Source organism: Psychrobacter cibarius, from assembly GCF_904845955.1.
Taxonomy (GTDB): domain Bacteria; phylum Pseudomonadota; class Gammaproteobacteria; order Pseudomonadales; family Moraxellaceae; genus Psychrobacter; species Psychrobacter cibarius_B.
Map to the genome: position 1 here is coordinate 501,374 of NZ_CAJGYX010000002.1, position 23,000 is coordinate 524,373.

Annotated in this window: 21 protein-coding genes and 3 pseudogenes; 11 read left to right on the forward strand and 13 right to left on the reverse strand. The window is 42.2% G+C overall.

The window, feature by feature from the left end; all coding sequences use genetic code 11:
• The first annotated feature begins 341 nt into the window (after positions 1-341).
• From JMV76_RS05600 to JMV76_RS05615, 4 genes are all read left to right on the forward strand, one after another.
• Positions 342-677, forward strand: a complete 336-nt coding sequence (locus tag JMV76_RS05600) for a c-type cytochrome (RefSeq protein ID WP_045455333.1) — start codon at positions 342-344, stop codon at positions 675-677.
• A gap of 338 nt (positions 678-1,015) precedes the next feature.
• Positions 1,016-1,684, forward strand: a complete 669-nt coding sequence (locus tag JMV76_RS05605; RefSeq protein WP_045443487.1) for a c-type cytochrome — start codon at positions 1,016-1,018, stop codon at positions 1,682-1,684.
• A 447-nt stretch (positions 1,685-2,131) separates the two neighbouring features.
• A complete protein-coding gene (locus JMV76_RS05610; RefSeq protein ID WP_201501927.1) occupies positions 2,132-3,274 on the forward strand; it encodes a hypothetical protein in 1,143 nt (380 codons plus the stop codon).
• Positions 3,262-3,642, forward strand: coding sequence for an RnfH family protein (locus JMV76_RS05615; protein ID WP_227690124.1), 381 nt, complete (start codon positions 3,262-3,264; stop codon positions 3,640-3,642). Before JMV76_RS05610 ends, JMV76_RS05615 begins: the two co-directional genes overlap by 13 nt.
• A 44-nt stretch (positions 3,643-3,686) precedes the next feature.
• Here the strand turns inward: JMV76_RS05615 and JMV76_RS05620 are convergent, their stop codons facing one another.
• On the reverse strand, positions 3,687-4,106 hold the full coding sequence (locus JMV76_RS05620) for an outer membrane protein assembly factor BamE (protein ID WP_201501928.1): 420 nt from the start codon (positions 4,104-4,106) through the stop codon (positions 3,687-3,689).
• 327 nt (positions 4,107-4,433) lie between these two features.
• Here JMV76_RS05620 and fur point away from each other — a divergent pair, with 327 nt between their 5' ends.
• The gene (gene fur / locus JMV76_RS05625; protein WP_045443492.1) at positions 4,434-4,868 is read left to right on the forward strand and encodes a ferric iron uptake transcriptional regulator; all 435 of its coding nucleotides are present in this window, start codon (positions 4,434-4,436) and stop codon (positions 4,866-4,868) included.
• Between the two features lie 23 nt (positions 4,869-4,891).
• On the opposite strand, the pseudogene JMV76_RS05630 reads toward fur, so the two are convergent.
• From JMV76_RS05630 to JMV76_RS05640, 3 genes and pseudogenes are all read right to left on the reverse strand, one after another.
• Positions 4,892-5,543, reverse strand: a pseudogene (locus JMV76_RS05630) (IS1595 family transposase).
• Between the two features lie 190 nt (positions 5,544-5,733).
• On the reverse strand, positions 5,734-6,855 hold the full coding sequence (locus tag JMV76_RS05635) for a PilT/PilU family type 4a pilus ATPase (protein WP_055123483.1): 1,122 nt from the start codon (positions 6,853-6,855) through the stop codon (positions 5,734-5,736).
• Positions 6,856-7,025: 170 nt separating this feature from the next.
• Positions 7,026-7,163: pseudogene (locus JMV76_RS05640) on the reverse strand (twitching motility protein PilT); the annotation flags it as partial.
• A gap of 66 nt (positions 7,164-7,229) precedes the next feature.
• Between JMV76_RS05640 and JMV76_RS05645 the strand changes: the two are divergent.
• Together JMV76_RS05645 and JMV76_RS05650 are read left to right on the forward strand one after the other, a co-directional pair.
• Complete coding sequence (locus tag JMV76_RS05645) at positions 7,230-7,670, forward strand: transposase family protein (RefSeq protein ID WP_201501705.1); 441 nt, start codon at positions 7,230-7,232, stop codon at positions 7,668-7,670.
• 11 nt (positions 7,671-7,681) lie between these two features.
• Positions 7,682-8,062 carry a transposase family protein gene (locus JMV76_RS05650; RefSeq protein WP_238069273.1) on the forward strand — a complete coding sequence of 127 codons (381 nt, stop codon included), beginning with the start codon at positions 7,682-7,684 and terminating at the stop codon, positions 8,060-8,062.
• 15 nt (positions 8,063-8,077) lie between these two features.
• On the opposite strand, the pseudogene JMV76_RS05655 reads toward JMV76_RS05650, so the two are convergent.
• Positions 8,078-8,998 (reverse strand): annotated as a pseudogene (locus JMV76_RS05655) (type IV pilus twitching motility protein PilT); the annotation flags it as partial.
• A 399-nt stretch (positions 8,999-9,397) separates the two neighbouring features.
• Between JMV76_RS05655 and JMV76_RS05660 the strand changes: the two are divergent.
• The gene (locus JMV76_RS05660) at positions 9,398-10,114 is read left to right on the forward strand and encodes a YggS family pyridoxal phosphate-dependent enzyme (RefSeq protein ID WP_201501930.1); all 717 of its coding nucleotides are present in this window, start codon (positions 9,398-9,400) and stop codon (positions 10,112-10,114) included.
• Between the two features lie 11 nt (positions 10,115-10,125).
• Here JMV76_RS05660 and JMV76_RS05665 read toward each other — a convergent pair whose 3' ends face one another.
• Both JMV76_RS05665 and JMV76_RS05670 read right to left on the reverse strand, forming a co-directional pair.
• Complete coding sequence (locus JMV76_RS05665; protein ID WP_055123481.1) at positions 10,126-11,400, reverse strand: hemolysin family protein; 1,275 nt, start codon at positions 11,398-11,400, stop codon at positions 10,126-10,128.
• Positions 11,401-11,648: 248 nt separating this feature from the next.
• Positions 11,649-13,340 carry an NAD+ synthase gene (locus tag JMV76_RS05670; RefSeq protein WP_087814851.1) on the reverse strand — a complete coding sequence of 564 codons (1,692 nt, stop codon included), beginning with the start codon at positions 13,338-13,340 and terminating at the stop codon, positions 11,649-11,651.
• Between the two features lie 797 nt (positions 13,341-14,137).
• Here JMV76_RS05670 and JMV76_RS05675 point away from each other — a divergent pair.
• The 3 genes from JMV76_RS05675 to epmA all read left to right on the forward strand — a co-directional run bounded on the left by JMV76_RS05675 (position 14,138) and on the right by epmA (position 17,533).
• Positions 14,138-15,265, forward strand: a complete 1,128-nt coding sequence (locus JMV76_RS05675) for an AI-2E family transporter (protein ID WP_201501931.1) — start codon at positions 14,138-14,140, stop codon at positions 15,263-15,265.
• A 60-nt stretch (positions 15,266-15,325) separates the two neighbouring features.
• The gene (locus JMV76_RS05680) at positions 15,326-16,435 is read left to right on the forward strand and encodes a 4-phosphoerythronate dehydrogenase (RefSeq protein ID WP_201502080.1); all 1,110 of its coding nucleotides are present in this window, start codon (positions 15,326-15,328) and stop codon (positions 16,433-16,435) included.
• Positions 16,436-16,507: 72 nt separating this feature from the next.
• Positions 16,508-17,533 (forward strand): EF-P lysine aminoacylase EpmA, encoded by a 1,026-nt coding sequence (epmA, locus tag JMV76_RS05685; protein WP_201501932.1) that lies wholly within the window; start codon positions 16,508-16,510, stop codon positions 17,531-17,533.
• Positions 17,534-17,649: 116 nt separating this feature from the next.
• On the opposite strand, the gene JMV76_RS05690 is transcribed toward epmA, so the two are convergent.
• From JMV76_RS05690 to JMV76_RS05715, 6 genes are all read right to left on the reverse strand, one after another.
• Entirely contained in the window at positions 17,650-18,288 is a 639-nt protein-coding gene (locus JMV76_RS05690) for an NAD(P)H-binding protein (protein ID WP_201501933.1), read from the reverse strand.
• 174 nt (positions 18,289-18,462) lie between these two features.
• The gene (locus JMV76_RS05695) at positions 18,463-18,912 is read right to left on the reverse strand and encodes a YaiI/YqxD family protein (protein ID WP_201501934.1); all 450 of its coding nucleotides are present in this window, start codon (positions 18,910-18,912) and stop codon (positions 18,463-18,465) included.
• On the reverse strand, positions 18,912-20,270 hold the full coding sequence (locus JMV76_RS05700; protein ID WP_201501935.1) for a 5-(carboxyamino)imidazole ribonucleotide synthase: 1,359 nt from the start codon (positions 20,268-20,270) through the stop codon (positions 18,912-18,914). Before JMV76_RS05700 ends, JMV76_RS05695 begins: the two co-directional genes overlap by 1 nt.
• A gap of 190 nt (positions 20,271-20,460) precedes the next feature.
• Positions 20,461-21,021: a 5-(carboxyamino)imidazole ribonucleotide mutase gene (gene purE / locus JMV76_RS05705; protein ID WP_201501936.1), complete on the reverse strand. Its 561-nt coding sequence runs from the start codon at positions 21,019-21,021 to the stop codon at positions 20,461-20,463.
• A 99-nt stretch (positions 21,022-21,120) separates the two neighbouring features.
• A complete protein-coding gene (locus JMV76_RS05710) occupies positions 21,121-22,086 on the reverse strand; it encodes a metallophosphoesterase (protein WP_201501937.1) in 966 nt (321 codons plus the stop codon).
• A gap of 181 nt (positions 22,087-22,267) precedes the next feature.
• Positions 22,268-22,876 (reverse strand): rhomboid family intramembrane serine protease, encoded by a 609-nt coding sequence (locus tag JMV76_RS05715; protein WP_045443506.1) that lies wholly within the window; start codon positions 22,874-22,876, stop codon positions 22,268-22,270.
• Positions 22,877-23,000: the final 124 nt, after the last annotated feature.

Here is a 23,000-nt window from a genome sequence, read left to right on the forward strand (position 1 = left end):
ACAGTGCATTAGACAAAAAATCGTTACGAAGTTATTCATCATAACTTTCAATGTTTATTGGTCATAAACACAGTCATTTCAAGTTATCGACTATTCTATACTATTACTTATCTTACTTATTGAAATAACTATGATTAGCATCACATAAATGACAGAATACCATTAAAATAAGCGCTCATTAGAGCAAGTTGCCGCTTTTATTCATGCGTTACCAAAGCCAAACTATATTTATCTATATTTATACGACATACATTGTTACAATGTTTAATAAGATATACTGAACGAACGACGTTTAATAGCAAGATTGATTAAACGAGAGAAGCATCAAAAGGAGGTGTTCTATGGTTTCAATCAATGCACTTTTTAGCCAGACCTACCGAGTTTTAGTAGGTAGCGGAGCGGCATTACTGCTCAGTAGTGCCATCATGACTAGCGCTAATGCTGCTGATATTGCAGCCACCTATGATAACTCATGTGCTGCCTGTCACGATAGTGGGGCGCTGAACGCCATCAAAAAAGGTGATAGTGCCAAATGGCAACAGCTTATCAAACAAAAAAGCATGCCGACACTTATTAATTCTGTTAAAAGTGGTATGACGCAGATGCCTGCTGGTGGTCTTTGTAACAGTTGTAGCGATGATGATTATCGTAAGTTGATTGAGTACATGAGTAAGTGAGACGCTGACCGATAAAGCACCACAATACGACACACTATAAAACAACATAAAAAAGCGCTGGGTTTTTTAGCCTGTAAGCGCTTTTTGTTTTTTGTTGGCATACTTGTCTATGTGTTAGAAAAACTGATGGATGTGACGATTAAGTAGGCAAATGCTACAAAGTCTTGCTATAATAATCGAAAATAAACCCTGATGTTAGTAAGTACTTTCAGACTGCTTGTGGCCAAGACCTTAAAACATATACCTACCTAACCAATAGTAGGGTAGTTTATATGAGGTATCTTATCAGTGCAATCACTCTAAATAATGCTTACGCCGAGCTAGTAGGATTTGTATCAATGAAAAAGTTAATCGCTGCTGCCAGCTTATGCGTTGCAAGTTTCAGCGTACAAGCTGCTATTATTGTTCCTGAGTACGACGTCAATGCCGGTAAGCAAATTGCAGAAACGGTTTGTGCTGCTTGTCATGGTGTTGATGGTGTGAGTGTTGTCCCTGCGCAGCCCAACTTGGGTGGCCAAAACGTAAAATACCTTTACAAACAGTTGGTCAACTTTAAAGCAGGTTATCGCAAGAACGGTATTATGCAATCACAAGTTGCAAATTTATCGCAGCAAGATTTAGCCAACGTGGCTGGTTATTATGCTAGCCAAGCGCCTTGGGGTGTTGGATTTGGTAATCCTGCGACCAATCAAGAAGCCACTAAGCTATTCTTAGGTGGTGATAAGTCACGCGGTGTCATCGGTTGTGCAGGCTGTCATGGTCCAGATGCTGCTGGTAATACTTGGGCGGCATTTCCACGCTTAGGTGGTCAGCATGCACAGTACATCGCAACTCAGCTAAAACTCTTCCGTGCGGCTGGCCGTGTTGATGATGTTGATAGTGATGAGCAAAAACGTGTCAATGATGCTGCGAAAGAAGGCGATATGGGCATGATGCAGACAGTCGCATCGAAACTATCGGATCGTGATATTCGTATCTTGTCAGATTATATCAGTGCTGTTCACTAATTGATTGATATCAGCTACTAGTGCCTAATGCACGTTGCCTCACTGAAATTGATAAGCACTTGACCATATATTCGCCATTGTTTCATTATTAAACCCCGATTTCGGGGTTTTTTTATAACTGTTCATCCCTTATATTATAGAGACCTTATAGTCATTCCATTATAAAAGAGTCGCTGCATTAACCTCGCTTGAAGTATTGAATATATATTTGCTTCTGGTTACCTTGTGCTTCTTTTAAATTGAATCGACTATTATAAAATAAAACTGCTTACAGAGGCCTATCGTTGCTCTGTATCATGATAAATTATCGTTATTCACTTTATACCAAACCCACAGAGTATGATTGGCAGTGTCAAACTTGTTTCGTCTACAATGTGTAGTACGGACACTCGTTTTCCTAGCTATTCTCATTTTTGTGAAAGGTATTAGATCGTTTGGATTTAGATTATGATGATCCGTTATGCTTCTTATTTTATCGCGGCACTGCTACCGCTACTGCTGTTTCGTTGGTTTGCACCAGCATCCATTGGTGAGATTGACTTTTGGTTACTCTGGCTATTGGCTATGGTATTGGTATCCTTGCCCGTTGTTTATGCGGAAATTGCCTTAGCCTATCGTAGTGTCGATGCGCCATTAGCAGGGATGCAAAAGCTTACTCGCGAAGCAGATGCCAGCCCAATATGGCGTAGTTTTGGTTGGCTCGCCGCGCTGGTCTCTATTCTGATTGCGGCGTTAGTGATCTCAGGCGCGAGCACAGGTATTTTGGCGGCATTGACGGAGCTTAATAGCGCTCCTGCTATACCAGATTTTGCGATCGCTGCTGGCCTGATGGTCATTGCTGTGTTACTCAGTTTATTGGGCGTTGCGCCATTACCGATTGGCCTGGGATTAATGGTGATAGGCTTGTTGCTCGGCGTGGCAAATGGCCTACCCAATATTGACTTTGCGATGACTGATATCAGCTTAAATGAATGGGCGCGTGCAGTCGCGTTAGCGTTGGTTAGTGTGGGTGCAGGCACAGGCTTATACTGGTTTGGTCAAAACTTGGTAACGAACCAAGTGGCAACAGCAGTAGACACGGATAATATCAATGCGCAAAAACCTGCTCGCAGCCGTGCGATGAGTGAGTATCGGGCAACCAAATTGGTACTCCCGATTTGGATATTGCAATTGATCGTTGGGGTTGTGGCGTTATCTATTGGTGGCATGGCATTGCCACCAATTGGGCAGCTATCATATTGGATAGGGGTGTTATTTGTCGCCAGCTATTTGCTGCATTATAGTACCCAGCAATTAGCGCACAAGTTTGGACTACTGGTCAGTTTGGTATTAACCTTTGTCTTGGCACTTTTGTTAGTCGTTATCATACCAACTGTTTGGCTGGTCGGACTTTTAGTGATTATTAGCAGCATAGCGGTATTATTGCTGTCTATCTTTGCGGGTTGGCAGATGAAAATTAGTCATCTGCGTAAGTCATTAAATTTTGGCAATGAAGCGTTTTATAACTTATGGCGAATAGCGATTCGTTTGATTGTGCCACTAGCACTGTTATTGGCATTGATAGGTTGGGTGATGCAGTGGTTGAGTTAAACGCTAATGGCGTTCAATCTGATAATAATTGTGCGCTGTCATCTGAGCAGACCATGCTAATGACTGTTTATTTGGCATATGCTGAAGATGCAAAATGTCAGCATTATTTAACCCTACAAGTTAATGATGAAACAAGTTTGTATGAGGCATTGAGGCAGGCAGGGTGGTTGGTGAAATTTCCAGCGTTAGCACGTTGGTGTGAGCAAGTGGCAGATATTGCAACGCCAACGGCGAAGCGTTGGCATGTGGGTATCTATGCACAAAAACAGCCGCTCAGCTATCGCTTGCAGCCTTTTGATCGTATCGAAGTATATCGCAGCTTAAGCGCTGATCCCATGTCTCAGCGCAAAAATAAATCTCGAGTTTAAGCGATGTTGCGCCATCTATCATCAAAGCCAGTTGCCGTTCTTGATTATGAGGCAGGCAGGCTTTCGATACCTTCAATACGATTGACCAAACCATTATTATCAAAGTAGATAATTAAGTGCTGACTGGCATTTTTGACATCAGCAATACCCTTGCGGCTACCTTCTGTCCCTGCTTTGTAATCGTAAATATAATCCCAACGCTTAGGTTCTAAGGTGTCTCTAATAGCTGGGCTACCAAGGATATAAAGGACTTGGTTTTGATTCATACCCACTTGCAGTTTTTGCGCTTGTGCTTGAGTGATGGCAGTGCCTTGTGGCAAATCAATCTTATAAACACTCAATAATGAGCAGCCAGACATAGCGACAGTAGCGCTAAGTATACTGGTTATGACAATCTTGCGTAATACGCTTGCAGGGCTTAACGGACGAAAAGTTAATGTCTTTATCATGGTAAGATGACTCATAAGAAATGAATTAGGCGCAGCCAGAGGTGGTTAATGCGAGTCTGGCCGACAATCTTGGACAAATGATACGTCATTTACTTGCAATTTCCTACCACTTACGACATTATTTACCAAATGCTACCTGAGTCATTTTATTATTTATATTTTAAATTCATAGACTTGCGTTAGTATTATTATAGAAAATAACAGGCTTGGACATGAGGTCAAATCAGCCAGTCTGCTGTTATTAAAATGTTTCATATACTATAAAAAATAATCGTTAACGATTATTTATCTCATATTTTTGGTTCTTTATTTGCTAAGACTGCCACAGTCAGAAGGGATATTATGGCTTCTTTTACCAATCAAGATTTACGTAAAGCGGGATTAAAAGTCACGTTACCTCGCATCAAGATTTTAGAGCTACTGGAGAGTGCAGAGTTGCATCATATGAGTGCTGAGGAGGTTTATAAGGCACTGATAGAGCAAGGTGAGGATGTGGGTTTAGCGACTGTCTACCGAGTACTGACGCAGTTTGAACAAGCTGGTATCGTCGAGCGTCATAACTTCGAAAATAATTTATCGGTGTTTGAGATTACCCAAGAAGGCCATCATGACCATTTGGTTTGTGACGTTTGTGGCAAGATTATAGAATTTCATAACGAAGTCATCGAAGAAGAGCAGCTTAAAGTCGCAGAAAAGCACGGATTTAAATTATCAGGTCATTCATTGGTGCTATACGGTATTTGTAATGACCAAGAGTGTCGGGATAGCATCAAGTAATTTTTTGGGGCTGTCCTAGATAACTAGTTCAGTTCCTGTTTAACCCATTGTTTTAGCTGGTGTAATTGACGTTTTAGTTCGCTGTAGTTAAAACGCCACTCACATTCCTTCAAAAACAGATGGAAATGCTCTTTTGGGATGCCATTATATTTACGCATATGTCGCTTGGCTTGGCTCCAAAAGTTCTCTATTCCGTTGATATGGTTTCTGTCTTGTGCAAACTCTTTTGAATGATTGATACGGTAATGGGTGAACTCACTGATATCAAGTGCGTTGTAACTTCTAAAGGAGTCAGTGTAAACAATACTATCAGGCTCTACTTTCTCTCTTATATATAGGGATTAAGGTATCGGCTCTGGTATTAGGGATAATACAAGCGTAGATGCTAGCATTACGCTTAAGCAGTCCAAACACAGGCACTTTGTTACCAGCACCGCGACCACGTTTGCCTTTGCGCCTGCCGCCAAAGTAGCTCTCATCAACTTCTATTTCGCCTTCTAGAAGGCCAGGTTCCTGACTATTTTCATAAATCAATAGTCTTAGCCTGTGAAAGTAATAGCTAGCTGTTGTTTTATTAACACCCACTAAGCTTGATGCTGTTCTTGCGGTAGAATCGGCAATAAATAGTTCAATGAGTCTGGTTTGTTTGTACCAACTTAATCTGCTCTTTCTCATATGACTATCCTAGATTATTTTACTTATCTAGGACAGCCCCAATTTTTTAATTGGTGAGCATGATCTACCTTTGATATCGTTTTTAGTGCGTTATCGCCACGTATAAAATAGGAAAAGCCCTCATAATAATATGAGGGCTTTCTTATAATTCTTTATGGCAAAAACGAATAACAACGCTCAAAAGCCATGCTTAACTGATATCTAACGATAAGTTATCCGCACCTTCATCCAGATTGGCTGTGCCATTTTTACTGCTGAGTTTGATTTTTAGGCGCAAATCATTAGGAGAGTCAGCATGAAGAATCGCTTCTTTATAGGTGATTTCTCCTTGCTCATATAAGTCAAAAAGAGCCTGATCAAAGGTTTGCATGCCGCTATCTCGCGATCGTGTCATGACATCTTTGATTTCATGAACCTCGCCTTTACGGATATAGTCACTAATCAGCTGTGAGTTCAATAAAATCTCAATAGCCGCACGGCGTCCTTTACCATCAGGAGTTGGGATGAGCTGCTGCGCAATAATGGCTTGCAAGTTGAGCGACAAATCCATAAATAACTGATTGTGGCGACTGGTTTCAAAAAAGTGAATGATACGGTCAATCGCTTGGTTGGCGTTGTTGGCGTGTAAGGTTGCAAACACCAAATGCCCTGTCTCAGCGTACTGAATCGCGTAACTCATGACTTCACGGTTACGAATCTCACCAATCAAAATAACATCAGGTGCTTGGCGTAACGTGTTTTTTAGCCCTGCCTCAAATGAATGGGTATCGATACCAACTTCACGCTGGGTAATAATACAACCACGATGTTTGTGGACAAACTCGATAGGATCTTCGATGGTAATGATGTGACCATGCGAGTTTTGATTACGGTGTCCGATCATAGAAGCAAGGGTCGTTGATTTACCTGTACCTGTTGCACCCACAAGCAGAATGATACCGCGTTTTTTCATTGCCAACTCTTTTAACGCGGGCGGCAAACGTAGCTCTTCGACAGTCGGAATTTTATTCTCAATTTTCCGTAAAATCATCCCTGCCATATCACGCTGTATAAAGGCACTGACCCGAAAACGTGCTTGCTGTGCTTCATCAGCAATGGCAAATTGGCACTCGTTGGTCTCTTCAAACTCTTTTTGCTGGTTTGGTGTCATGACACCTTTGACCAATCGCATGGTTTGCTCAGCAGTTAAAGGCGTTTTACCGACAGGCAAAATTTTGCCATTCACTTTCATGGAAGGCGCTACATCAGCGGTAATAAAAAGGTCCGAGCCATTTTTATTGATCATTAACTGCAATAGTTTATCAATGTCCATATCGTACCTGCATTCGATGTAAATCGATTAAAAAAGTATTTAAAATCATGTTTTAAAAATCGCTAATAATAACCATTAGAATAAAAGTAAGGCATATCATGGCTCATGAATGCTTGTATTATTGACTCACACATCAATCAAGATAAGCCAGTGACGCACGATGAATAATATTACAAGAATGCCTCAGGCTGTTTGGCATAAGGACGGGCTACGTCTTTACTAATGGTGCCTTTCGCTACTAGATTTTTGAGTGTTTGATCCAGCGTAATCATACCTTCACCTGCACCTGTTTGGATAGCAGAGTACATTAGACCTCTTGCAAAAGTAGTTTCAAGACTCAAAGACTATAACTGAACCCTAAATATTTAAAAGATATGCCAAATATAGCCAAACTACTTGAACAGAGCGATGCAGGTTTTAAACGTTATACTGGCATCCACAAAGCCACTTTTGAGAAAATGCTAGAAGCCATGCAAGAGCATGAAGCTTCCAAGACCAAATCAGGTCGTCCAAGTGAACTTAGCTTAGAGGCGCAGATTTTACTCGCACTGACCTATTGGCGTGAATACCGAACCCTTTATCATATTGGTGTGGACTTCAACGTTCATGAGTCCTCTGCCAGTCGCATTGTCAGAAGAGTAGAAGACATCCTTATCCACTCAGGCAGATTTGATTTGCCACGAAAACTGCCACACGGTAAGCCTGAGGATATCAATTGGTCAGCAGTCATCATTGATGCCACCGAAACGCCCATTGAACGGCCAAAAAAAACCAAAAACAGTACTACAGTGGAAAAAAGAAACAACATACCTTAAAAGCGCAAGTCATCGTACATTGGCAAACAGGACTGATATTGGATGTGCAAACCTGCAACGGTTCAGTACATGACTTTAGTCTTTATAAACAAACTTGTCCTGATTGGCTGCCTAAAAACACCAGCTATCTAGCAGACAGCGGTTATCAAGGTATAGCCAAGCTACACGATCAGACCTTTATCCCCTTTAAGAAACCAAAAGGCGGTGAGTTGCTAGCGCTTTGCAAACAGGCCAATCAATATTTGGCAAAATGTCGTATTCTGGTTGAGCATAAAATAGGGCTGATTAAGCTATTCAAAATTGTGGCTGAACGCTACCGTAATCGACGTCAACGTTATGATTTAAGAATGAAGCTGTTCGCAGGACTGGTAAATCTTGAGCTTAATATCTGACTTTTGCAAGAGGTCTATTTGAGCGATTTTATTCTCACGTATCAAGTTACGGATAGCGGGTGTGCCGAGCATGATTTCATGTGCTGCTACACGTCCGCCTGCTTGACGACGCAAAAGCGTTTGTGAAATAACGGCTTGTAGTGACTCTGATAGCATCGCCCGAATCATGTCTTTTTCTGCGGCGGGGAATACATCAATGACACGGTCAATAGTCTTAGCGGCTGAACTGGTGTGTAGAGTGCCGAATACTAAGTGCCCAGTCTCTGCTGCTGTCAATGCCAAGAGAATGGTCTCAAGGTCACGTAGCTCACCGACCAAAATCACATCGGGATCCTCACGTGGCGCAGAGCGCAATGCAGGCTCGAAACCCAAGGTGTCACGATGCACCTCACGTTGGTTAATCAGACTTTTCTTGGAATCGTGAACAAATTCGATCGGATCTTCAATAGTTAGAATATGCTCTTTACGGCTCTCGTTGATATAGTCAATCATGGCAGCCAGCGTTGTGGACTTACCAGAACCTGTCGGACCCGTGACCAATACTACGCCACGTTTAAAGTCTGACACGCGCTTAAACACATCGCCCATCCCTAAGTCTTCCATCGTTAGGACTTTAGATGGAATGGTACGAAAGACAGCGCCCGCCCCACGGTTTTGATTGAATGCGTTTACCCGAAAACGTGCTAGATTGGGAATCTCAAAAGAGAAATCCGTCTCATAAAATTCTTCAAAGTCAGCGCGCTGCTTATCGTTCATGATGTCATAAATAAGCTGATGCACAACCTGATGAGTCATCTCTGGCATATTAATACGGGTCATTTCACCATCAACACGTATCATTGCTGGCATACCGGCTGAAATATGTAAATCTGATGCTTTATGCTTAACCGTAAAGCGCAGCAAGTCTTCGATGCTTAAATTGTTTTTTTCAGCCATAATCGGATATTCCTATCAATCAATAAGGGTAGGACAAAAGAGCAAAAAAGGGGAGTGATTCTCAATCGATAAACGATCTGATTAAAGTCGGTCACGTTAATAAAGGAGTAGCGATGGTCTTTACCATTACTATTATATTCAGTAGCATATGTTAAACCATGTAACAATATAATAACAAGACTACCGCTAATTAACCATCTACTACACCAATAAAATGTAAAATTAGTCAATATGAGTATCGATTTATAGATTGATGCTTATTGAGTTTTTCTATATTAGGAGAGATTTATATAAAGTTTAACCATAATTAATAAAAGTTCATTATATAAGTCATTAAAAATAGAAGTCATTAAAAGTGACTGATTAAAAAATGGATTAAATTATTCTCGTGAGTAATATATGAAAGAAATAGAAAATAACATTGATAGCCAAAATCTTATTGCGAGCTGGCAGCAAGTGAGTAAGCAAATGACTCAAGCGTGTGAGCATGCGGCACGACAAGCAGATAGTATGACGTTGCTGGCAGTTTCCAAGACTAAGCCAGCTGATATGATTGCTACTTTGGCTCAGCAAGGACAGCAGCACTTTGGTGAAAATTATTTGCAAGAAGCCATCGAAAAAATCGATAAGCTAAAACGACAGCCAGAAACTAAAGGCATTGTTTGGCATTATATTGGTAGTATCCAGCGCAATAAGACCCGCGATATTGCTGAGCATTTCGATTGGGTACAAACGGTTGAGCGTGACATTATTGCTCAACGCCTAAACGACCAGCGCCCAGCTGAGCTGCCCCCACTGAATGTATTAATTCAGTTGAATATCGATAACGAAGAAAGCAAATCAGGCTGCCTGCCAGCACAGCTACCTGATTTGATAACTGCTATCAAGGGGTATGACAGGTTACAGCTGCGAGGTTTGATGATTATTCCTGCTAAGGGAGGTACGGATGCTTTTACCCGTACCAAGCAGTTATTTGATGAGATTAAAGAGACTCATGCAGAGCTAAATGCTTGGGATACACTGAGCATGGGCATGAGCGGTGATATGACAGAGGCGATAGCCAGTGGTTCGACAATGGTGCGCGTTGGTAGCGCCATATTTGGCGCACGAGCTTAAATTTTTATTTATCAGACAGTCTCATCCATTCTGGTCACTAGCATCTGAGTGATTTTGAGATTGTCCGTTGCGATAATCTCAAATCGATAATTGGCATACTCGATAGTATCGGTTTTCTTTGGAATCTTGCGTAGCATGTACATCATAAAGCCACTGATGGTTTCATAGTTCTGACTGCGTGGCAGATCAACGATATCTAAAGCGCGTACGACGTCTTCGATAGGAGTCATGCCATCGATTAGCCATGAGTTGTCAGTACGTTGAACAATGGGCTGCTCCTCCAAGGTGACAAGCTCCCCCATGACGATACTCATCACATCCTTAAGCGTGATTACACCCACTACCAATCCATACTCATTCACGATAACGGCAAAGTCAGCGCCTGTAGATTTAAACATCTCTAATACTTCAAACAAGGACAAGGTATCAGGAACGAAGAGTGCAGGTTTTAGTAGGGCTTTGTCTGTTAAGCTGACCTCTTGCTGGTTAAGAACCAATGCCAAAAAGCTGCGCGACTCTACATAACCAATAATGTGCTCTAGATCATCTTCCTGACAGACCAAAAACTTGTTATGTGGTTGTTCAATCATCACTTCAACGACTTTTTCAGTGCTCGTTTTGGTATCAAAATAAACAATGTTTTCACGTGGATTCATCACCGACGTTACGGTGCGCTCTTGCATATCAAAGATATTTTCTATCAGATGATGTTCTTGTTTTTTGAGCACACCAGCTTCAGCACCTGCATCCATGACGGCATAAATATCTTCTGGCGTCATATCGTCTTGCCGTATGGTTGAAATACCCAGTAATTCAAAGATGACATTTGCTGCACCATCAAATATCCAAATCACGGGTTTGAATATAAAAATCAATAGCATCATTGGTCGTACGAGACGTACAGCGATAGCTTCAGTGTTTGACATCGCCAATCGTCTGGGCATTAAATCAGCGAGCAGAGAAAATAAACTAGTGATCAGCACAAATGATATGACGGATGACACTGCTTCATTCTTCACCAAAAGCTCTAGATAAGGGCTAATAGCTGACTCACCGACCGCACCAGCCGAGATAGCGACGGCATTCAAAACCACTTGTACGACAGTAATAAAACTGCCAGGGTGCTCTTGCATTTTAAGGACGTCAAATGCGCGGACATCCCCTTCTTTTGCCATGATTTGTAGCTTAATTTTGCGACCAGCAGCGATGGCAATTTCGGCAGCAGATACAAAGGCACTTAGGGCAAGCAATAAAAGAAGAAAGATACTAGCGGTTAGCAAACTCATGACATACTCGGTAAAAAAATATAGGGATTAAAATAATTGAAGTTAAAGAATGAATGGGTTAGACGTACAAAAAAGAAAGCGTTGTTTATAACAGCTTGGCATTAAAAATCGGTTTATAGAAACTAAAAAAGCTGGGTAAGCACCCAGCTAGTCATAAGAAACTTGATTTTTTATAAAAGTATTAAATTAGCCATGTTGCTCGCGTTCTACATAATAAAAGTAGGGCAAGCAACAATGGTTAATCTAATTTAGCCTTTTACTGACCATTTATTCACTAATGGATAACGACGTTCACGTCCAAAGGCTTTATGGCTAATTTTGGTACCGATTGGCGCTTGTAAACGCTTATATTCGCTATTGTCTACCATCTGGATGACTTTTGCGACCAGTTCAGCGTCAAACCCTTTATTAATGATGTCTTGATAGCCCATGTCTTCATCGATGTATGACATTAAGATGCCATCTAATACATCATAGTCAGGCAAGCTGTCTTGGTCTTTTTGGTCTGGGCGTAATTCAGCAGATGGCGGGCGAGTGATGACACGCTCAGGGATGACAGGGGTGTCTTCCAAGCGGTTGCGATAACTGGCCAATTTATAAACCTGCGACTTATAAACGTCTTTTAGCACATCAAAGCCGCCTGCCATATCACCATATAATGTCGAATAGCCGACTGCTAACTCAGACTTATTACCAGTGGTGATGACCAAGTGCCCAAACTTATTGGACAGCGCCATCAGTACCACACCGCGCGCACGCGCTTGGATATTTTCTTCAGTGGTGTCTGCTGGCGATTTGTTAAATAGTGGGGCTAAGGTATGACGGATACCTTCAACCGCATCAAAAATAGGACAAACCGTATAAGAAACATTTAAGCGGCGAGCCTGTGCTTGAGCATCTTCTAGACTAATCTGAGAAGTATATTCATAAGGCATCATCACCGCATATACCTTGTCAGCACCCAAAGCATCAACAGCGATACATAGCGTTAAGGCAGAATCAATACCACCTGATAGGCCGAGGATAATACCAGTGAATCCTGAATGGTTGACATAATCACGCAGGCCAACGACCAGTGCTTGATACATCTCTGACTCACGGCTCAGTGTTAATGGCGCTTTAGTTTGACTATTAAACTTGGCAGTTTTGACGTCTAAAGTGGCAAGAAGTAACTGATTCATAAAACGGGGTGCTTCGTGGGCAACGCTACCATCAGCTTGCACCGCCATAGAACCACCGTCAAATACCAAGTCGTCTTGACCACCAACGGCATTGACATAGACGATAGGCAAATTATTCTCACGGCTACGCTTAGACAGCATCGTTTTACGATTGTCTTGTTTTTCGATCTCAAAAGGTGAGGCGTTCAAGCTAATAATCAGATCAGCACCTTGCTTTTTAAGCTCGGCAATAGGGCCTTTTTCCCACAAGTCTTCACAGATAAGCAGACCGATTGTGATGCCTTTATAGTCAAATAAAACTTGGTTACGACCTTTATCAAAATAACGACGCTCATCAAATACGCCATAATTTGGCAAGATTTGCTTATGATAAAAGCCTTTTTGATGACCATTATGCAAGATAGCAGCAGAGTTGAAAGTACCATGATGGTCGACATGTGGATAACCGACAATCATCACGATGTCATCGATATCACTTAAAGTAGACAAGGCACTTTTGATGCGACCAGATAAACTTGGGCGTAGTAATAAATCTTGCGGTGGGTAACCTAATAAAGCAAGTTCTGGGAAAATAATGACATCCGCACCTTGCTCGCGAGCTTGCAATGCGAGTGCACGCATTTTTTCAGCATTGGCAGTGATATCACCAACCAAAAAATGCGACTGAGCCAATGCAAAAGTAACGGTTTCTTGGGTTTTATTGGTCTTACTGGCCTCAGTTGAGGGAGTTATATTGGGATTATCATTGTCTTTTGACATTGTTATTGTTCCTATCGATATATGGTTTAAAATTTGTTGGGTCATTGTTGATTTAAAATAAAATCAAAGTAAGTCCGAAATTCACTCAAAATAGCACTCTGTCATATCGAATTCTAATAGTGAACGGATATGATGAGCTTGCTTACGCACAGCATCCAACGTTTTAACGCCCCTCTACAGGTTTGATCTTATGATAGTCTATAGAAGGACGCTAAAAGAGGGCTGTAGCGCATCGTCTGAAAAATGTTATATATGTAGAATGATCCAAATAAATAAGAACAAACGAATTTAATGCTATTAAAAAGCTTAAAATAATTGCTTTAGTATAGCATCAATTATCGTTGCAAATAGAACGCGCCAGTGAATTACCTTTCAATGAGTCAGTTTAAAGTATGAATGTAAAATATTCTTTTAGTGCCTTGTTTTTACATGTTAAATCTATGTGTCAACTTCTATCTATTAATGTCATCATCTAGTAAGCTTACACAGAGAAAGTTGTAAGTAAAGATTACAACATATCGTTATATCATTGTCGTATTTTGCGGCATAATAAGCCGTGATAATCGCTTAATATTTATCTTGCGTTAGTCAAAACTATCGTCCGTAAGTATGCTACGATTTGATGCTCTCAAAGCAGATTTACTGGTACGGATTGTTTACACCCCTCGCTAATGGATACCGCTAATGGACAGGGTCTTTTTATGGGCACCGTCTGTGAGTTGATATTCATCACACATTTATAAACTTGCCAGCAAGGTCGCGATAGATCTTCGCTGTCTGCTCTTGGTTTATACGCTATGATTGAAAATTGGACAAAAGAATTTATTATTCAGCGCCTATTGGCTATTACTCTGTTGGTGGTGCTGTTCGTACTGTGTTTTCAAGTGGTACAGTTTTTTATTGTACCCGCATTATGGGCGGCGATTTTAGCGTATGTTACCTTTCCTATTTATAACTTTTTTTACGAAAAAGTAAAGCTGAGTCCTAATTTTAGCGCTGCTATTATGACGGTGAGTATCTCCTTAATGATAGGTGTGCCACTGGTTATCGGTGTTTTTATTCTACAGCAAGAAGCCTTGAGTCTAATCAGTAACTTGATTTATCGTATAAAAGTGGGCTATTTAGATGTGCCTGATTCTATTAAAGATATGCCTATCATCGGTCAGCAAGTGAAAGATGTGCTGTGGAGAATCAATAAAAACCCAGAAGGGACGTTAGAGGCGTTTCGTATTTGGGTACAGTCACATTTATATTATGGCGAAGTAGCATTTGATGTGGTGTTTAGCGGTCTTGCCAAGTTAGGTATGGCGCTGATGACGTTGTTTTTCTTTTATCGTGATGGTACCAGTTTGGTGCGTCAAATTCGCCAAGCACTGCGTAATATCATTGGCAATCGCATTGATGGTTATATTGATTCTGTGGGTACGACCACGCGTGCGGTGGTTTATGGTATTGGTTTGACGGCATTGGCGCAAGCACTGCTCGCAGGTGTGGGTTACTACTTCGCTGGTGCACCAAGTCCTATCTTACTCACTATCGTAACCTTTATTATCGCCCTGATTCCGTTTGGCACGCCATTTGTGTGGGGCGGTGTATCCATTTGGTTGTTAAGCCAAGGTCATACTGTAGAAGGAATTGGCTTGGCACTATGGGGCACTTTGGTTATCAGCTGGGTTGACAATCTCATCCGTCCTATTGTGATTAGTGGCGCGACCAAAATCCCTTTTATTATTATTTTTATTGGTGTATTAGGTGGTCTAACGGCTTTTGGCTTTGTTGGTTTGTTTATCGGTCCTGTGGTGCTAGCCATCGGATTGGCGGTATGGCGAGAATGGATATCGCAGCATAAAAATGAGATATTTGCCCCGCAGGATTTGGTATTGTCTGACAACCAAACGTTGCCACCAGTCAATGAATCAGAGTAGAGGCACATAGTCATGTTAAATAAGAATACTGCAAGCGCTATGCAAAATAGAGCGAAATCTATTGACAGCATTACTATCGTGGCCGATAGCAATATCGCAAGCTTGGATGCGTTTTTTAATGCTTCGATGCTTGGGCAGGCGTCTGAGCAGACGGTCAATATAATCACCGTCGCCGGACGCGATATCAATGCGCAATTACTGGCAGACGTTGAGCCTGATGTGCTGTTGATACGCTCGGTGACGCCAGTAAGTGAGGCACTGCTAGCCAATAATAACAGCGTAAAATTTGTCGGTTCGGCGACTATCGGTACCGATCATGTCGATCAAGACTATTTGGCGGCGCGAAATATCACTTTCGCCAATGCGGCTGGATGTAGTAAACATTCTGTTGCACAGTATGTCTTGACGGCGATTTTGACGTTGCGTCCGCACTATTGGCAGCAATCCACGAAGCCATTAACATTGGGCATCATCGGACTTGGTAATATTGGTAGTACGCTAGCTCAATATGCCAATGATTTAGGCTGGCAAGTACTAGGCTATGATCCATTACTGCCTACCTCGAATACGAATAATGCCAGCCTTGAGCAAGTGCTTAGCCAAAGCGATGTAGTGAGCTTACATGTGCCTTTAACCGATAAAGATACTACAAACCCTAGTGGCAGTGATTATCCAACAAAGCATCTGATTGACGCAAATGCGCTGGCAATGATGCCTGCGCATACCTTGCTGATTAATAGTGCGCGCGGACCAGTCATTAATGCGCGTGATTTAGAAGCAGATATTGAACGCACAGATCGCCAAGTAGTGCTCGATGTGTTTGAATTTGAACCAGAGATTTCTGAGCACTTATTGTCCAAACTGGCTATCGCCACCCCTCATATCGCAGGCTATACGGTCGAAGGTAAACTGCGTGGTACGCAAATCATCTATGATGCGCTCTGTGAAAAGTTAGCAGTCTTGCCTGTATTGTCGATGCATAGTTTGCTACCGCTCAATACTTATCTCTGGTCTGAGCTAAAAGCACATCCAGACAGATTACAGAAGTTTTACGATATCATGCACAATGATGCTGCACTAAGAAGCAAGCTGGCTGACGGTCAAGTAAAGGGTGCTGACTTTGATCAGTTGCGCCGAGATTATCACTTACGCCGTGAATGGCAGTGGTAAAAGTTAGGCAGCCTTCAACCCTAAAGTAGCATCTGAGAACTTATTCTTATCCTTTAATTGCAGTAAATAATAATGACCCAAGCAAGTAATTCTTCTTCAAAACCCAGCTATGCGCCGACCATGACATTGGCAATGGCTCAGCAGCGTGCGCAATTGATGAGCACCGTTCGTCAGTTTTTCGCCACGCATCAAGTGCTTGAAGTGCAAACACTGCTACTATCGCAGGCTGGCAATACTGATACTTTCTTACAATCAGTCGCCGCACAAGTGACTTACCAAGATAAACATTGTACTTATTATCTGCATACTTCACCTGAGTTTGCCATGAAGCGTTTACTTGCCAGCTGGCAAGTGCCTATATATCAAATTTGCTCCGTATTTCGAGATAATGAAATAGGCGTACGCCATAATATTGAATTTACCATGCTTGAGTGGTATCAGCCGAATTATAGTCTGGATGATATGGCGGCTGAATTAGGTGAATTATTAGCGGCGCTTTATGGGCATTCAGTGGTGATGAGTCATTACCGCTATGTTGATGCGTTTATGGATTTTGTCGGCATACATCCGCTGACAGCTAGCCTTGATGCCCTGCAAGCAGTAGCAGAAGATAAGGGTTTGACAGGTTTTGATTTTAATAGCGACTTGGATAACACAGAAGATGGCGAAGCAGATATTCGTCAAAGCTGGCTAGATTTGCTGTTTAGTCATGCGGTCGAGCCAAACTTGGGTCACGACTTACCGACCTTGATTATAGAATATCCACCTGCCACGGCGGCACTGGCAAAAACAGCGGTTGATAAAGCGGGCAATACAGTCGCTAAACGTTTCGAGCTGTATATCAATGGCATTGAGATTGCCAACGCTTATGATGAGCTAGCAGATGGACAAGCGTTAAGAGAACGGTTTGAGCAAGACAATCAACTGCGTAAGCGTCATAACCTGCCACAAATGCCAATCGATGAGCATTTATTAGCAGCGTCTGATGCTTTAATACCCTGTAGCGGTATCGCCGTTGGTATCGATAGATTACTCATGGTAATCACAGGCGCGAATAGCTTAGAAGATGTGATTTCTTTTCCAAGCGGTTTGGCCTAGTCGATTATTGAGAGACTTAATACAGTTGCCACTTATTTGACAAGCCTATTAGAAAAAAGCGAGTAACCCATTAGGCTTACTCGCTTTTTTCGTTTTAATCGCTGTAAAGTTGATTCTTATAATTTTGCAATCGCTTCATCAATCGCAGTCTCACCGTTATGCATACTAAACACTTTCTTGACGGTATTATTGGCATTTAGGACGGCTGCCAGAGTAGTCGCCACATCGGCAATTGAATTTTCTCCAGCATTATCATCGTTAACAGTGACTTTACCAGTTGCTTCGCGCTCTTTTAGCGCCCCTGCTTGAACGATGGTGTAGTCAAGGTTACTGTTATTAATCAACCACTGATCCGCATAATGCTTGCAGATATAGTATTCTTTTAGGTCAGCAATACCAGCATTGTCCCATTTGCTGGTGTCTAATGAAAAGACGGTGCTAAGCATGATATAGCGCTTAATACCTCTATCTTCTGAGGCTTGCATGGTCTTGACCGCCCCATGTAAATCCACTTCTAAGACGTCTTTACCGCCAGACCCTGCAACGAAATAGACAGCGTCAATGTCTTGATCAATTTGCTTTTGTATAGTCTCTTTTTCGGCAGTGATATCTAAATCGAGTTGGCTATAATTGTCATCGGTAAACAGTTTTTCTTCTTGGCGTGTCGTGCCAATAACTTGATGGTTATCCGCTAATAGCTGCTTGACCAAATCCGTTCCCACTCGACCACTTGCCCCAATTACTAAAATTTTCATTGTCATTCCTATTCTTATATACGTTATCGTTGTTGTAAAAACTGAATATAGCGTATCAAGAAAAAACGGCATACTTCGTTATGAAGCGTGCCGATTGCATAGTGTTTGGTTATGGCGTGTATACAGTTTGCAAAGTGGATAAGATCAAAAAACAAAAGACAAAGCGTGTGAAAACTAGCGTACCAACTTGTTTAATCCATCAGCAAAAGCTTTTTTGTCACGATCGCCATAAGGTTTTTGACCACTCATTTCTTGTAGCTCAAGCACGCCAGTACCGCGCATGGTATCCATAAAATCACGCATATTGAGCTTTTGCTTGATATTATTTTTGTCGTAGATCATGCCGCGAGAGGTCAAGACCATACCACCTTTGTCCAAAATATCATTAGCCAAAGGAATGTCGCTAGTAATAGCCAGATCGCCTGGCTGTATTTTCTCAACGATATAATCATCGGCTTTATCAAACCCTGATGGCACCACTGTCATGACAAGCAGTGGTGACTTACGCAGTTTGATGGGCTGATTGGCGACGAATATTGCCATGGTTTGTGTGCGTTCAGCGGTTTTGATAATCAAATCTTTGGCAATCAATGGCACCGAATCGGCATCTACCCAAATCTGCATTATTTCTTAACCTTTTCTGTTTTTGCCTTAGCATCGATAGACTTAGTTGTTTGGCTGTCATCGATATTGACTTCTATACTCTCTAAAATATTGTCATTGTTATTGTCAGTAGTGGTTAGACTATTTGCCGCTTTTGGCTGGCTATCAATCGCAGATGGTTTTTTCTCAAGTCCCATTTTATTGGGTAGCGTAGCGACGAGCTTGGCCAAAGCAGGCTCTAAGTCGGCAACATCATTAGGCATCAAGGTAATATGCGCAATTTTGCGGTCATCGCGTTCTGCTTTGTGGTAGCTATGATAGTGTGCGCCATCGATATTTATTACGGCGCTGATATCTGGATATTGCCCCAAGACATTGAGCATAATCGCTGGATGCACGTTGTCGGTATCACCTAATGGCAGATTGACGACGGCACGAATATGGTTTTCAAATTGGCTAGTGACAGCGCCTTCAATGCTCCAATGTCCTGAATTGTGCACACGTGGCGCAATTTCATTAGCGAGTAGCGTGTCATGACCACGCGCATCTTTGGTCACAAAGAGCTCAAGTGCCATCACACCAACATAGTCTAAGTGGTTCATGATCTTGGTGATGGCATCGGTTGCCTGTTTGAATAAATGACTGGTGCCAACGGCAGGCGCTTGGGTCTTGGCTAAAATACCATTATGGTGATGGTTTTCGACCAAATCGTAGCAACGAACCTGACCATTTTGTGCGCGTGCGGCGATAATAGAAAGCTCGCGGCTAAAGTTAATGAAACCTTCTGCAATCAAAGGTGCTGGCGTTGGCGTTAGTGAGCCCTTACCCGTAACTGCATCTTTAAGATCTTGCCATGCCGCCTTGATATCACTGTCTTGTCTAATTACGAACTGACCTTTACCATCATAACCACCACGGCTGGTTTTTAGGACGATAGGCAGTCCTAATTCATGACAGGCTTGCTGCAAATCCGCTTCAGAGTTGACAGCCATAAAGGGCACGGTAGCAATATCAAGTGAATTGAACATTTGCTTTTCTTTGAAGCGGTCTTGAGCGATATCAAGCGCAATCAATGGCGGAAACATACCTTGTTTACTACCTGATTTTGACAGATCAGTAAGCTGTTCTACAGTCGCCGTCGGTGTGTTTTCAAACTCTAAAGTGAAAACGTCTGCTGCGGCGATGAAGTCTTCCAATTGATCGCTATGAAAGACGTGGCCGTATAGGCTAGCAGGGCAGTCAGCGCTGTCTTCTAAAAACACACATTGGTAGCCTAGTGGCATCGCTGCTTCGGCAAGCATCATACCAAGCTGACCACCGCCTAAAATACCGATGGTACGAATGGTTTGGGTAACAGGGTAAGCGTTCGCTGTAGTCATGGCAGGCTCTTTGAGTTAAAAATGAATAATATTTTGGGTGTAATAAAAGGCAAAAAGTCATCTATTAAAATAGGAAAAGGTGCATTACATGCACCTTGTATTAAGTAAAACCCATCTAAAAATAAATATCAAGTAAATAGCCGCTATATCTCAATAAAGGGATTTAAGAACCGCTATCAAAGACAGGTAATTAGCTATGGAGAATGCCAGGCGTTGGGCTAGCAAGGATGGTATCAGTTTGCATTTGGCGCAGATTGTCCAGTTTAGCCGCAATGGTCTCATCATTCAATGCTAACACTTGAATCGCAAGCAGAGCAGCATTGTAAGCACCTGCTGAGCCAATCGCCAATGTGCCAACGGCAACGCCTTTAGGCATTTGTACGATGGACAACAAGCTATCCCAACCGCTAAGCATGGAAGACTTTACAGGAACACCAAACACAGGTAACGGCGTTTGACTGGCACACATGCCAGGCAGATGAGCAGCACCACCAGCGCCAGCGATGATAACTTGTAGACCGTTATCTTTTGCACTTTTTGCATAGTCAAACAATCTATCAGGGGTGCGGTGTGCTGACACTACTTCACAATCAAAGGCGATATCAAAGTCTGCGAGCAATTGCGCTGCCGCACTCATGGTTGCCCAATCAGATTGTGATCCCATAATAATGCCAACTTTCGGCTGACCAGCAGGGGAGGCGATAGGGCTGTTTTGATCCATCGTGTTAACAGTAGCTGTTGTGGTGCTCATGCTTTGATATCCTCAAAAAGACCATCATACAAAAGTTTTGTTGCTCTCGTAAAGCCAAGTTTGATTTTTAATAAGAAAGCGGGGGCAATAGTACCAATTTTATGGATTGGGGTTTGCCGTTTTATCATGGTGATATTGGACAAAGTTACTGGCTCTTAGTGGCAGTGGTTGCTCAGTATCGAGCTGATAACAAGTCAGATATCCGCTGTCTACCGCCGCTGAATAATCAGTACAGGCAACTTGTGAACTCAGTGGCTCAGGCGTGCCAGTTAGCCAATAATGACCGACAAATACCGCTTTATCCGTTTTCAGGGCGAAATCAATACTTTCAGCCAACACCTCTTTTGGAATCTGCGCCAATGCTGATGCAGGCGCACGCGCCACCTCATAAAGACGGCGCTTATTCAGCCCGTCAAGCCACCAGCATACTCGCACGCGCTTGCGCTCAGTGCCTTCTTTATCGACCATGACCATGCCGTCGGGTAATGCTGTTTCTACACCTTTTAATACCCGCTCTAGCGCGTCAAATGGCGCCGTGTTTTCTTTGGCAGTGGCGACTAGCCCGTGCGGCGTTAAACAGTTATCGTCAGTCAATAGTGGCTGCAATACCGCCATACTATCGACATCCCAGCAGGCATGAACAAAACAAGCGTCGTCTGTTTCAATCCATAAAGGCAGCTCATATAACCGATTAAGCCAATATTGATGACGCTCTGAGCCAAAAGCTATTTCGGCTAAAAATGCGGTATGTTGGCGTGTATGTATGTCATTGTGCGAGCGCAGATATTGGCTGGAGTTATCAGGGTCAAGTGTGCTAAAGGCGAGGGCATTATATTCATGATTACCCATTATCGCATCTGCCACGTTAGCATCTAACATGGCAAAAACAATCTCTAAGGTAGCCAATTGCTGTGGTCCTCGGTCAATCAAATCACCGATAAATAACGCCCGATGCCCTGCTGGCGGTACAAAGTACGTGCCATTATGAACGTAACCTAGCTGTTCTAATAAACCAACTAACTTGTCTGCGTAGCCGTGAATATCACCGATAACATCTATCATCATAATAATTATCAAATTCTTAAATAGTTTGTTGAGTATAAGTTTGTGCAAAACATAACGCGACGTTAATCATCGCTTAATTATTAAACTGCCATCATAAACCAAGTGATCATTTCAATTTTTACCACTGAGTTTTATTTCAATTTTTATCATTGAGCGTCATTAATAAACTTCATTACTAAATTTAAAGCCCAGGTGATAAAAGCGCATTGATAAAATGCGGTAGGACTTGTGGTTCTAAAATAATCGTGGCAATAACCCCAAACGCGCCGCCCCACATATGCGCCATATGATTGATATTAGAGCCGCCCCGTTTGTCTGCATAGATACTATAAGCGATATAAGCGACGGCGAATAATATCGCAGGTATAGGAACAATCGCGAATAGATAGATTTTTTCCCACGGTGCCAGCAAAATAAAAGCAAACAATACGGCTGATACACCGCCTGATGCGCCAAGGCTTAAATAGCTCGCATTGTTTTTATTCTTGAGGTAGCTTGGAATCATCGCAATGATAATGGCCAATACGTAAAAGACCACAAAACCATAACCAAATAAGAACGGCTGATACAGTCCTTCAATAGCACGACCAAAAAAGTATAAAGTAAACATATTAAAGAGCAGGTGCATGCTATCGGCATGAATAAAGCCATGCGTGACAAAACGGTCCCATTGCCCATTATTTACCGCTGGCGGATAAAAAATAAGCCGATTAAATACTGTTTTGTTTTGCCATGCCACTAAGCTGACAATAACCGTGATAATAATAATAAGGGTCGTATGATTGAACAAAGGAAAATCCTTAGGCTGCGCCTGATATGTGACAAGGTGATGAATAACAATGTTCAAAGCCTACGCATTATGGCTGAGTGCAAACTAAATAGGACTGACAAGCAATTATTAAGCATGAGCTATT

Bases quoted from the DNA above. Each gene is read 5' to 3' on its own strand.
- JMV76_RS05600 (WP_045455333.1), top strand. From the start codon at position 342: ATGGTTTCAATCAATGCACTTTTTAGCCAGACCTACCGAGTTTTAGTA.
- JMV76_RS05605 (WP_045443487.1), top strand. From the start codon at position 1,016: ATGAAAAAGTTAATCGCTGCTGCCAGCTTATGCGTTGCAAGTTTCAGC.
- JMV76_RS05610 (WP_201501927.1), top strand. From the start codon at position 2,132: ATGATGATCCGTTATGCTTCTTATTTTATCGCGGCACTGCTACCGCTA.
- JMV76_RS05620 (WP_201501928.1), bottom strand. From the start codon at position 4,106: ATGAGTCATCTTACCATGATAAAGACATTAACTTTTCGTCCGTTAAGC.
- fur (WP_045443492.1), top strand. From the start codon at position 4,434: ATGGCTTCTTTTACCAATCAAGATTTACGTAAAGCGGGATTAAAAGTC.
- JMV76_RS05635 (WP_055123483.1), bottom strand. From the start codon at position 6,855: ATGGACATTGATAAACTATTGCAGTTAATGATCAATAAAAATGGCTCG.
- JMV76_RS05645 (WP_201501705.1), top strand. From the start codon at position 7,230: ATGCCAAATATAGCCAAACTACTTGAACAGAGCGATGCAGGTTTTAAA.
- JMV76_RS05660 (WP_201501930.1), top strand. From the start codon at position 9,398: ATGAAAGAAATAGAAAATAACATTGATAGCCAAAATCTTATTGCGAGC.
- JMV76_RS05665 (WP_055123481.1), bottom strand. From the start codon at position 11,400: ATGAGTTTGCTAACCGCTAGTATCTTTCTTCTTTTATTGCTTGCCCTA.
- JMV76_RS05670 (WP_087814851.1), bottom strand. From the start codon at position 13,340: ATGTCAAAAGACAATGATAATCCCAATATAACTCCCTCAACTGAGGCC.
- JMV76_RS05675 (WP_201501931.1), top strand. From the start codon at position 14,138: ATGATTGAAAATTGGACAAAAGAATTTATTATTCAGCGCCTATTGGCT.
- epmA (WP_201501932.1), top strand. From the start codon at position 16,508: ATGACCCAAGCAAGTAATTCTTCTTCAAAACCCAGCTATGCGCCGACC.
- JMV76_RS05690 (WP_201501933.1), bottom strand. From the start codon at position 18,288: ATGAAAATTTTAGTAATTGGGGCAAGTGGTCGAGTGGGAACGGATTTG.
- JMV76_RS05695 (WP_201501934.1), bottom strand. From the start codon at position 18,912: ATGCAGATTTGGGTAGATGCCGATTCGGTGCCATTGATTGCCAAAGAT.
- JMV76_RS05700 (WP_201501935.1), bottom strand. From the start codon at position 20,270: ATGACTACAGCGAACGCTTACCCTGTTACCCAAACCATTCGTACCATC.
- purE (WP_201501936.1), bottom strand. From the start codon at position 21,021: ATGAGCACCACAACAGCTACTGTTAACACGATGGATCAAAACAGCCCT.
- JMV76_RS05710 (WP_201501937.1), bottom strand. From the start codon at position 22,086: ATGATGATAGATGTTATCGGTGATATTCACGGCTACGCAGACAAGTTA.